This is a genomic window from Pseudomonas sp. GM17 (genome assembly GCF_000282175.2).
Taxonomy (GTDB): domain Bacteria; phylum Pseudomonadota; class Gammaproteobacteria; order Pseudomonadales; family Pseudomonadaceae; genus Aquipseudomonas; species Aquipseudomonas chlororaphis.
The window spans coordinates 873,915-884,632 of record NZ_CP124732.1 but is presented as its reverse complement, the minus strand read 5'-3'; the positions used below and the strand labels follow the sequence as shown (position 1 = coordinate 884,632).

General features: G+C 65.0%; 8 protein-coding genes. 6 read left to right on the top strand and 2 right to left on the bottom strand.

Going from position 1 to position 10,718, the window contains the following annotated elements; genetic code table 11:
• Window positions 1–23 precede the first annotated feature (23 nt).
• Complete coding sequence (locus tag PMI20_RS04040; protein ID WP_007927325.1) at window positions 24–362, top strand: hypothetical protein; 339 nt, start codon at window positions 24–26, stop codon at window positions 360–362.
• A 66-nt stretch (window positions 363–428) separates the two neighbouring features.
• Here PMI20_RS04040 and lapD read toward each other — a convergent pair whose 3' ends face one another.
• Window positions 429–2,375 (bottom strand): cyclic di-GMP receptor LapD, encoded by a 1,947-nt coding sequence (gene lapD / locus PMI20_RS04035; protein ID WP_007927323.1) that lies wholly within the window; start codon window positions 2,373–2,375, stop codon window positions 429–431.
• A gap of 14 nt (window positions 2,376–2,389) precedes the next feature.
• Window positions 2,390–3,079 (bottom strand): cysteine protease LapG, encoded by a 690-nt coding sequence (gene lapG, locus PMI20_RS04030; RefSeq protein ID WP_007927321.1) that lies wholly within the window; start codon window positions 3,077–3,079, stop codon window positions 2,390–2,392.
• A gap of 276 nt (window positions 3,080–3,355) precedes the next feature.
• On the opposite strand from lapG, the gene PMI20_RS04025 reads away from it, so the two are divergent.
• The 5 genes from PMI20_RS04025 (at window position 3,356) to PMI20_RS04005 (ending at window position 10,716) form a co-directional block, all read left to right on the top strand.
• On the top strand, window positions 3,356–4,048 hold the full coding sequence (locus PMI20_RS04025; RefSeq protein ID WP_007927320.1) for a GntR family transcriptional regulator: 693 nt from the start codon (window positions 3,356–3,358) through the stop codon (window positions 4,046–4,048).
• Window positions 4,049–4,120: 72 nt separating this feature from the next.
• Window positions 4,121–4,876 (top strand): thioesterase II family protein, encoded by a 756-nt coding sequence (locus PMI20_RS04020; protein WP_007927318.1) that lies wholly within the window; start codon window positions 4,121–4,123, stop codon window positions 4,874–4,876.
• A gap of 687 nt (window positions 4,877–5,563) precedes the next feature.
• On the top strand, window positions 5,564–6,340 hold the full coding sequence (locus PMI20_RS04015) for a DUF3050 domain-containing protein (protein WP_007927316.1): 777 nt from the start codon (window positions 5,564–5,566) through the stop codon (window positions 6,338–6,340).
• Window positions 6,337–7,266 (top strand): diiron oxygenase, encoded by a 930-nt coding sequence (locus PMI20_RS04010; RefSeq protein ID WP_007927314.1) that lies wholly within the window; start codon window positions 6,337–6,339, stop codon window positions 7,264–7,266. Before PMI20_RS04015 ends, PMI20_RS04010 begins: the two co-directional genes overlap by 4 nt.
• Before the next feature lie 15 nt (window positions 7,267–7,281).
• On the top strand, window positions 7,282–10,716 hold the full coding sequence (locus tag PMI20_RS04005) for a non-ribosomal peptide synthetase (RefSeq protein WP_007927313.1): 3,435 nt from the start codon (window positions 7,282–7,284) through the stop codon (window positions 10,714–10,716).
• Window positions 10,717–10,718 lie beyond the last annotated feature (2 nt).

The following is a 10,718-nucleotide window of genomic DNA, read 5'->3' as shown; positions in this document are numbered from 1 at the left end:
GACCATATCTAGAGGGATTCCCCATGTTCTACGTGCAACGCGATGCACAGGGCCAACTGGTTCGCGTGGAGGCCACACCTTACGCCGAGGCCACGGAAACACTGGCGGCCGACCACAATGAGATCCAGCAGTGGTTCGCCAACGAGGTGGTGGAAGTCAGCCTGAAACAACTCAAGCAGAGCGACCTGGAAATGATCCGGGTACTCGACGACTTGATTCAGGTGCTGACCAGCAAGGGCGTGATCCGCGTCACCGACCTGCCACCGGCGGCCCAGGCCAAGCTGATGGACCGGACCCAGGCGCGTGAGGCGCTGGGTGGCCTGAGCCACCTGATCAACGACGACGAAACCGGCCTGATCTGATAATCGCCGGCCAGCGGTTCCCGCACTTGCGCGGGTGCCGCTGACCGGCGATCTTCGTTCAGCGCCTCAGCGCCAGGGCGCGGGCTCGCCGACCAGACGGCCCTGGACGCCGTACAGGCCCATCTCGCGAATCACCTGCAACTCCCCTTCGGTTTCCACGCGCTCGGCAATCAGCGGCAGGTCGATGCTGTGGGCGGCGCGCTGGATGGCTTCGATAAACAGGCGCTTGTCGCTTTCCTGGTCGATGTCGCGGATGTAGCTGCCGTCGATCTTCAGGTAGGCCAGGCCCAGGCGCGCCAGGTTGCCGATCATGCTGAAGCGCCCGCCGAAACGCTGCAGGCTCAGGGAGAAACCCAGCTCGCGCAGGCGGCGGGTCAGTTGTTCCAGCAGCGCTTGTTCAGGCAACTGCTCTTCGCCGATCTCCAGGGTCAGGCGCGGCCCCAGGCTGGAGTGCTGGCGCAGGATCTCGAACACCTTGTTCAAGGCCTGCGGGTCGGCCAGGGTCGCGGCCGACAGGTTCAATGCCAGCGAGTCCTGATGCCTGGCCATCTGCTTGAGCACCTGTTCGAGCATCAGCAGGTCCAGGCGCGAGGTCCAGCCAAAGCGCTCCAGCCACGGCAGGAAGCGTCCGGCGGCAATGGTCTGGCCCTGCTCGTCGAGCAAGCGCGACAGCACCTTGTAATGCAGCACCAGCACGGTATCGCGGGTCGCGACCACCGGCTGGAAGTACAGTTCGAACCGCTGCTGGCTCAAGGCTCCGTCCAGCAGGGTGTGCCAGGCGTGATGGTCGTCGCCGACGCTGGCCGCCGCGTCGTGGTCCAGGCAGGCCCAGCTCGTGTCGCCCTGGGCCTCGGCCTGGGCCAGGGCCTGGTCGCCCAGGCCGAGCACCGCCTGCGGTGAGTCGCCATGGACGAAAGGCGCCAGGCCGATGGAGGCCACGGACGCCACATCGGTGGCGCCGGTGGCGTGCAGGCTGGCCAAGGCGTTTTCCAGGTTCTGCGCCAGCTGCAGCGCCTCTTCGCGCACCAGCCCCGGCGCCAGCACGGCAAATTCACCACCGCGGATGCGGGTCACCAGGTTGTGGGTTTCCGGGTAGCGCGCGCATTCACGCTGCAATTGTTCGCCCACCGCCTGCAGCAGCTGGTCGGTGCGCTGCCCGCCCAGGCGCTGGTTCAGGCCGGCCAGGTCCTTGACCCGCAGCAACAGCAGGTAGCCGGAGCTGGCCTGTTCCGGGTTGCTCACCCGGGCATTGAGCTGCATCTCGAAGTAACGACGGTTGGCCAGGCCGGTCAGGTTGTCCTGGTAGGACTCGACCCGCAGCCTTTCGCTGCGCTCGGCCTGTTCCTGGAACAGCGCCTTGAGTTTCTCGACCATCTGGTTCATCGCCTGCACCACGCGGCGCAGTTCCGGCGTGCGCGGCAACTCGGGCAGGCTGAGGAATTCGCGGCGGGCAATGGCGTGGGATTGCTGCACCATGTAGTCCAGCGGCTTGAGCTGGCGGCGCAGCAGCAAGGCCCCCAGCACCGCGCTCACGGCACCGCACAGCAGCAGCCAGCCGAGGCTGCCCAGGGCGCTTTGCCAGAGCTTGGCGACGGCGAACATCGGATGGCTGACCACTTCGACCCGCGCCGCCTGTTGCCAGCCACGGCTGACCAGGGCATCACCGCCGGCCGGCTCCAGGCCGATCAGCTTGACGAACCAGTCCGGTACGTCGCTGACCTCGGGCGTGCCGCTGCGCTCGACCATGACCTCTTCAGTGACCTGGTTGATCACGCGGATGCTCGAGTAGTAGCCGCTGTCGAAAATCGAGCTGACCAGCAGCTCGACCATCGCCGGGTCGTCGATGTTCGGGGTCAGGGACAAGGCCAGCGCCGTGGCCGCGTCCTGGGCATGGGAACGCAGCTGGTTGACGTACTGGGTGCGCGAACTTTCCAGGCTGACCATGAAGCTGCCGCTGAAGGCGACCACCAGGAACAGACAGATTGCGATCAACAGTTGTTTGAACAAAGACATCTGAGCTCGTGCTCCTAGTGAGTCGTCTCGACCGGAAAACCTTCGGCCTGCATTTTCTTCAACACGTCCTGCCACCGGGACAGGCGCTTGGTGTCACCGACTTTCTTGCTGCCCTTGCCGGGCAGCCACAGGCCCTCGGCATTGAAGGCGTACACCGGCAGCAGGTCGGTACGCTGGCTGGCCGGCTGGATGGCGTCGATCAGGCTGTCGAGGACCAACGGCATGGCCTCCGGGCTTGAATAGTAGGTCAACACCATGTGCGCGCGGTTCTGGCGCAGGGCCTTGACGTAGGTGATGCGCAGCTTGTCACTGGAAACACCGAGGTGGCGCAGGCTGAAATACTTGGCGATCGCATAGTCCTCGCAATCGCCGGCGCCCTTCCACAGGGCCTCGACCGGGGTTTCCCAATAATCCACCTGATGCCACAGGTCGATGTCTTCCACGTAGCGCATGTTCTTGTTGAAGAACAGGTTGACCACCTTGAGCTGTTCCATCTCGCTGGCCTGGTTCTGGGTCGCCAGCAGCTGCTGCCAGGCGTCGATGCGCTTCTGCCCTTCGCCCAGCGGCCCGTACAGTGCGGTGGCGCGGCGGCTGATCTGCGAAAAGTCCCAATCGGCCTGCAGACCACCCAGCAGCAAGCCGGCCAGCAGCAGCGCCGAAAACAGCCAGCGCAGGGTCCGAGAAAGAGCTAAACGTGCCGCCAATGCGAAGAGTCCATGGGAGCTGTCGTGGGTCGAAGGATGGTGCAGGTTGGTCCGCCAAAAGACAATGGCACCTTACAATCACAGCCCCTCTGGAGACGCTAAGCTGAAAGCAGGGACCTGTTCGTTTATCGGCCAGTGCTTGAGCCTCAGGAGGGCTGCCCCGAGAATCAGCGCCGGCAAAATCCATGACAGGGCCCAGACGGCTGGTTTGACAAGCTGCAGGGGGCTATCTAGCGTCCATTGGATCCAAACCTCAGAAAACAGGATAGCGTTAACGTGACAGAAAAACCGAGGCCCTTGAGCAAGATCGCAGTCAGCGGGCCGATCCCCGCCCACCTCGCGCGCTCGGTGATCGAGGAAACCCTGCGCGCGGCGATTCTCGACGGCCGCCTGCCCAGCGGCACGGCGCTGCGCCAGCAGGATCTGGCCGACCTCTTCGGCGTCAGCCGCATGCCGGTGCGCGAGGCCTTGCGCCAGCTCGAAGCGCAATCGCTGTTGCATGTGGTACCGCACAAAGGCGCGGTGGTCGCCGAGCTGATCGGCTATGACGCGGTGGAAACCTACGGCCTGCGCCTGCTGCTGGAACTGGAGGCGCTGCGCCTGTCGATCCCGCTGCTCGACGCCGAGGACATCGCCCAGGCCCGTGGCTACATCGCGCAGCTGGAAAACGAAACCGACCACGCCGAAATCGGCCGTCTCAACCGCTTGTTCCACATGTCGCTGTACCACCGGGCGCCGAACCAGAAGCTACTGCGCCTGATCGAGCTCGAGTTGAACGAGGAAGAACGCTTCTTGCGCTTCCATCTGTCCTCCATGGGCCTGGGCAAGTTGACCCAGGACGACCACAACGCCATGACCGACGCCGCCGAGGCCAAGGACGTCGAGCGAGCGGTGGAGGTGCTGCGCGGCCATCTGGAAAAGGCCGCGAAGACCATTCGCGACTACCTCGAACGGACCGCCGAGGGCTGACAGCGACAACGGCGGCATGACGCGGCCACCATGCAACATTCAATGACCGGCACACCGGCTTAAGGAAAAGCAGTGCACGCGCGCAATGACAAATGGCTGATGGTGCTCAACTCCGGCGAGCCGGCGAAAACCCGACTCATCTGCTTTGCGCAGACCGGCGCGGACCCGGAACAACTGCGCAACTGGTCCACGGGGCTGGGCGGACACATCGAGCTGGTGCTGGTGCGACTGCCCGGCCACGGCAGCCGCCAGGCCGAAACCCCGCTCGATGACTGGCCGCGGCTGCTGGCCGACACCTTCTCTGCACTGCGCCCTCTGCTGGCCAAGCCCCACGCCCTGTTCGGCCATGGCCTGGGCGGGATGCTGGCCTACGAAACCGCCAAGCACGCCCAGGCGCACTACCCCGGCCAGACCCGCCACCTGTTCATTTCCGCCTGCCGCAGCCCCGACTACCCATCGCCCCGGCCGTTGCTGCACATGCTGCCCGCGGCGCCCTTCCAGGAAGCCATGCTGTCGCTGGGCGCCACGCCGATCGAAATCCCCCGCGACCAGGCCAGCCGGAACCAGTACGAAACGCTGCTGCGCGCCGACCTGAAGCTGTTCGAATCCTGGCGCGATCTGTCGAGCGGCAACCTCGACATTCCCCTCACCGCCTTCTATGGCAGCGAGGACCCGCTGGCCCCCGCCAGCAACATGGCCAACTGGCGCGAATTCACCCGCCGTGAGTTCGAGCTGATCGAGGTGGCCGGCAATCACTTCTTCATCAAGTCCCAGCGCCAGCGCCTGCTGCAGATCATCAATATCCACCTGGGCCTGCTCGGCGAATAATCCGCCGTCTTCCTCCCCCGCTCCTGCCCTCACAGGCCCGCCGACGATGGCTCAGCCGGCGATTTGGGCCCACTCTTGCTGTCGCCGACTGAAAAAGGGACGTGAGCGGCGCGCAGGCTTGCCCGCACACGTCGATCTGCAGACCCACGCAAGGAGCCCAGCGACTGGAGGGCATGACCGGGATCGGCTCCCGCATGCCTTCTCCCAGATATTCAACGACTTCAACTCAGCGCTTCGAAGTTTGCTTCGAGTGAGGCATTCACTCAGCGTTAAAAATTCTGACTTATATAAGTCGGAAAGGGCAACTTCATCCCAACAAAACTTTAACCAGAAGTCTTGCAGCAACTTGTCGCACGACAAAAATACAAGTTTGAAAAGTATTATAAAAACAACTTGCCCGACACTTTCTCCTGTATTAGTTTTTTCTCGCCGACATTAAACAACGTCGAGCAGCCGTTCATGAGCACCTGGCAAGCCTCGGCTTTATTGGCTCTCTCAAGCCCATAACGCCAAGACGACAGTTCTTTAACGGATAGACAGGCCAGCACTATAAAACTTTCCAGATTATCAACTCAGGTTTGAGGCCCCTGCTCGCCCGCAACAAATAAGCACTGGTTAAAACACCTATACGAGCCGCAACTAATCGGCCAATCAAACACACTTGAACATCTCAGACAGGCAGCCCAAATGAACGCCAACAAAGAACTTCTCGACGCCAAGAAAGCCACACTCAGCACTCATCCCATTTTTGCCGAAATCAACACACTCGCAGTTCTTCAACGCTTCATGCAGGCCCATGTTTTCGCCGTGTGGGACTTCATGTCGCTGACCAAGCGCCTGCAACAGGAACTGACCTGCGTGCGCCTGCCCTGGCTGCCACCGCGGGACCCTCGCGCCGCGCGGCTGATCAACGAGATCGTGCTCGGCGAAGAGTCCGACGATCGCCCCGGGCAAGGCCATTACAGCCATTTCGAGCTGTACCTGGATGCCATGCGCGAAGTCGGCGCCACCACCGGGGTCGTGGAACGCTTCGTCGCGCTGCAACAGGAGGGCGTGAGTTTCGACACCGCCCTGCACAGCGTCGACGCCGACCCGGCTGCCAGCGCCTTTGTCCGCCAGACCGTGCACACCGCCGTGCAGGCGCCGGCCCATTGCGTGGCGGCGGCCTTTCTCCATGGCCGGGAAAGCGTCATCCCGCGGATGTTCCAGCGCATCCTCGACGACTGGGGCATCGGTATCGAGCAGGCGCCGACCTTTCGCTACTACCTGCAACGCCATATCGAAGTCGACTCCGACGACCACGGCCCGGCCGCGGAACAGCTGCTGCAGCGGCTGGTGGCTGGCGACCCGCAACGCCAGCAGGAGGTGTACGCGGCGGCCATCGCCGCGGTGGACAGCCGCATCGCCCTGTGGGACGGGCTGCGCCTGAGCATGGCCGAATCGGCGATCGGGGTGAGCGCATGAACGCCCTCGACTACCAATCCTTCGCCGACACCTGGGAAGAGCGCGCGACCATCCGCTCCCGGCCGCGGCGCATGCTCGAGGACGACGACAAGCTGATCTATCCCCTGAGCCGCCAGCCCCTGGTGCACAGCCAGAGCTTCCTCAACCACTGTGCCCACCTGCGGGATTTCGTGCTGGTGCAAAGCCTCTACAAGTTCATCAACGACGTGGTGATCTTCGAGACCGAGCTGGTGGACAAGACCGCCCGCAACATCGCCAAGAATCGCTTCGCCATTGTCTTCCCCTTCGCCTGTCGCTACGACGCCATGACCGTGGTGGTGGACGAGGACTACCACGCGCTGGTGGCGATGGACTTCATGCAGCAGACCATCGCCATGAGCGGCATCGAGCCCATCGAGCTGCCCCGGGAAATCGAACTCAGCCGGGCCATCCCCGCCGCCCTGCGGCTGGCCCCCGACCACCTGCGCGACGCGATGGAACTGGTCTGCGTGGCCATCGCCGAAAACACCGTGACCAACGATGTCGCCGCTTTCGCCAAGGACGACACGGTCAAGCAGTCGATCAAGGGCCTGATGGCCGACCACCTGCAGGACGAAGGCCGGCATTCGGGTTTCTGGTCGCGGCTGGTGCGCATCTATTGGCACGGCGCCAGCGATGCCGACCGCGCAGAGATCGCCCGGGTGCTGCCGGTGTTCATCGCCCAGTACCTGACCAACGACATCCAGAAGGACTTCGACTTGCGGCTGATCGAGCAACTGCCCGTCGCCGCCCCGATCAAGCAGGCGCTGCGCGAGGAAGCCGCCGCCCTGGCCTACCCGATCAACCGCCATCACCCGCTGATCGCCAACATCCTGCGCTTCTTGCGCAGCAGTTCGATGCTGGATTCGGCCTGCGTCCAGGACGCACTGGCCGACTACCTGCCCTAACGGAGGGACCCGAGCATGAGACGCCTCGACATCGTGTTGACGGGCCGCAGCCAGGCCCTGAACGAACTGGCCATGGAGCTGGAGCGCCACGGCCATCTGGTGCGGCGGCTGGACTCGCCGCAAGCCATCGCCAATGCCGAGGGGCTGCGGCCCCATTTGCTGATCGACGACGGCAGCCTGAGTGATTCACCGCGCCTTGCGGCGGACACCGCGCGCCTGAAATTGCGCATTGCCCTGATCGCCCAAGCGGCGCCCGGGCTGCCGCAGGTACGTCTGTTCCACCACCACGGCACCCGACTGATCGAGCAGGCGAGCCTGCCGCCGGAGGCCAGCGGCAATGGCCAGGCCCTGCGCGGCAGCGCGGTGGCTAGGCTGGTCGCCAGCACCGCGCGGCTGGTCAGTGGTTTTTCCCGCGGCGCGGCGTTTTTCCAGCAGCTCGCGGCCCTGGACGAACCCAGCGAACCGCTGCTGGGCCTGGAGCGCCTGGACTCGCTGGCCTTCGAGCACCGGCATAACCCACAGCCGGCACCGGCCTTGCTGCGCGAGATGCAGGTGCCGATCGCCCAGCGCCTCGACCAGAGCCTGCTGGCCTTCGCCCAGCGCCCGGCCTTGAACATCCAGGGCGTCGACTACAGCTACCAGTCCCTGCATCGGCTGAGCCGCAACCTGCAGCGGCAAATGCTGCGACACCTGCCTCCAGCCTCTGCCCAACCACCGGTGATCGGCCTGTGCCTGCCCAAGTCGGCGGCGCTGTATGCCGCGATTCTCGCGACCTTCGGCTGTGGCGCGGTGTACTTGCCGCTGGACCCGGAGCACCCGGCGCAACGGCGGCGCTACATTCTCGACAACGCCGGCGCCACCCTGCTGCTGCACGACGGCTGCGAAGACCTGGCCGACCTCGAGATGGCGCAACTCGATGTACGCCCCCTGTTGCATGACGCCGCCGAGGACTGCCTCCCGCTGCTGCGCCAGGCACCGCCGCCAGAGGCGCCCTGCGTGGCGATCTACACCTCGGGCACCACCGGCCAACCCAAGGGCGTGTTGCTCAGCCAGGGCAATCTCAGCCACTTCTGCGCCTGGTACAGCGGCCATGTCGAGCTAGACCCAGACAGCCGGGTGCTGCAGTTCTCCACCATCAACTTCGACGCCTCGCTGCTGGATATCCTGCCCACCTTCCTGTGTGGCGCGCTGCTGGTGGTCCCCGACCAGGACCAGCGGCGCGACCCGCGGCAACTGCTGGCCCTGCTCCAGCGCCAGCGGGTCAGCCACGCCTTCCTGCCGCCGGCGCTGCTGAGCATCCTGCCCCTGGAGCAGCCGCTGGGCCTGGAGCATCTGGTGACCGGCGGCGACGTCTGCGAACCCTTCGTCATCCAGCGCCTGGCCGACCAGTGCGCGCTGCACAACATCTACGGCCCGACCGAAACCACGGTGCTGGCCACCACCCGTCGCCTGCGCGTCGACGACAACCCGCGCAACCTCGGCCTGCCGATCGCCAACAGCCAGGTGCTGATCCTCGACGAACAGCTGCAACCGCTGCCCGACCGCACTCCCGGCGAGCTGTACCTGGCCGGGCCCGGTGTCGGCCTCGGCTACCTGAACAACCCGGCGCTGAGCGCCGAACGCTACCTCACCCTGGACCTGCCGGACGGGCGCCGACTGCGGGTCTATCGCACCGGGGACATCGGCCAGTGGACCGAGAGTGGCATCGAGATCTGCGGGCGACGGGACAACCAGGTGAAGATTCGCGGGTTCCGGGTCGAACCCGAGGAGATCGAGCATTGCCTGCGCGACGGCCAGCTGTTCCGCCAGGTGGCAGTGGTGATCGACGAGCAGCGGCGGATCCTCGCCTACCTGGCCCAGCCGAACGCCGCCAGCGCTGCACTGCAAACCCTGCGCGAACAGGTGCGCCAGCGCTTGCCGGACTACATGCAGCCCAGCGCCTACATCGAGCTGCCGAGCATGCCCTGCACCGCCAACGGCAAAGTCGACCGCCGCGCCCTGCTGGCCCTGCCGCGTACATCCGGCAGCAACCGCCAGCGACGCCTGCCACAGAACGCCACTGAACGGCGCCTGCTGGAATTGTGGGCCGAGCTGCTGGAGCTGCCGGCCGAAGACATCGGCACCGACGACAGCTTCTTCAACCTCGGCGGCCACTCGATTTTGCTGTCGCGCCTGCTGCTGGCGATGCGCGAACAGTTCGGCCGCGGCCTGTCGATCAACCGCTTTATCGAGGCGCCGACCCTGAGCAACCTGGCAACCCTGATCGACGGCGCCGCCCACGACGGCCCGGACGCCTCCCTCGACCCGGTGTTCGCCGATGCCAACGCCGAACTCGACCTGCAGGTGCTGCCCATCAGCCAACTGGGCGATGTGCACAAGGTGCTGGTCACCGGCGCCAACAGTTTCCTCGGCGTGCACATCGTCCAGGCGCTGCTGGAATGGGGCGCCAGCGAGGTGGCCTGCCTGGTGCGGGAAACGCCCACGCAATCGGCCGCCGTACGTTTTGCCCAGGCCCTGCGCGACAACCGCCTGGAGCATCTGGACCTGAGCCGGGTGCGGGTGCATGCCGCCGATATCAGCCAGCCACGGCTGGGGCTGGCGGCGGATGTGTATGAACGCATCGACCGCGAATACGGCGCGCTGGTGCACAACGCCGCCAACGTCAATCACGTGCTCGATTACCCGGCGCTGGCGCGCGACAACGTCGAGCCGCTGTTCGAGTGCCTGCGCCTGTGCGAAGGGCGCAGCAAGAAGGTCTTCAACTTCGTCTCGACCCTGTCCGCCTCCAGCAGCATCGACGCCCAGGGCCGGGTGCTCGAACAGCCGCCCGCGGCCACGCCGCCGATCTACATCCGCAATGGCTACAACCTGTCCAAGTGGGTCGGCGAGCGGATCCTGCAACGGGCCCGCGAACAGGGGGTGTGGGTCAATCTCTATCGCCCGGGCAACATCAGTTTCAACAGCCAGACCGGGGTCTGCCAGCCCCACCGCAACCGCCTGATGCTGATGCTCAAGGGCTCATTGCAACTGGGCCAGGTGCCGCAGTTGGCGATGAACTTCGACCTGATGCCGGTGGACTTCCTCGCCCGCTTCATCGCCTTCCACGCCAGCCGTTATCAGCCGGCCCACGCGGTGTTCAACCTGCACAACCCGCAGCCCTTGAGCTGGGAGGCCTATGTCGCCTCGTTCCGCGAGGCCGGGCGCGAGTTCCGCATGGTCAGCGTCACCGACTGGCAGCGCCAGCTGGGCCGGGTCGACCGCGACAACGCGCTGTTCGGCGTCCTCGGCTTCTACCTCAACGGTTTCGAGGAAGACATCGGCGACATCTCGCTGATCGGCCACGCCAACGCCGAGGCCGGGGTGCGGCGCATGGGCGCCGACTACCCGCCCAAGGACCCGGCGCTGCTGCGCAAGGGTTGCCAGTACCTGAAAGACATCCGTTTTATCTGAAC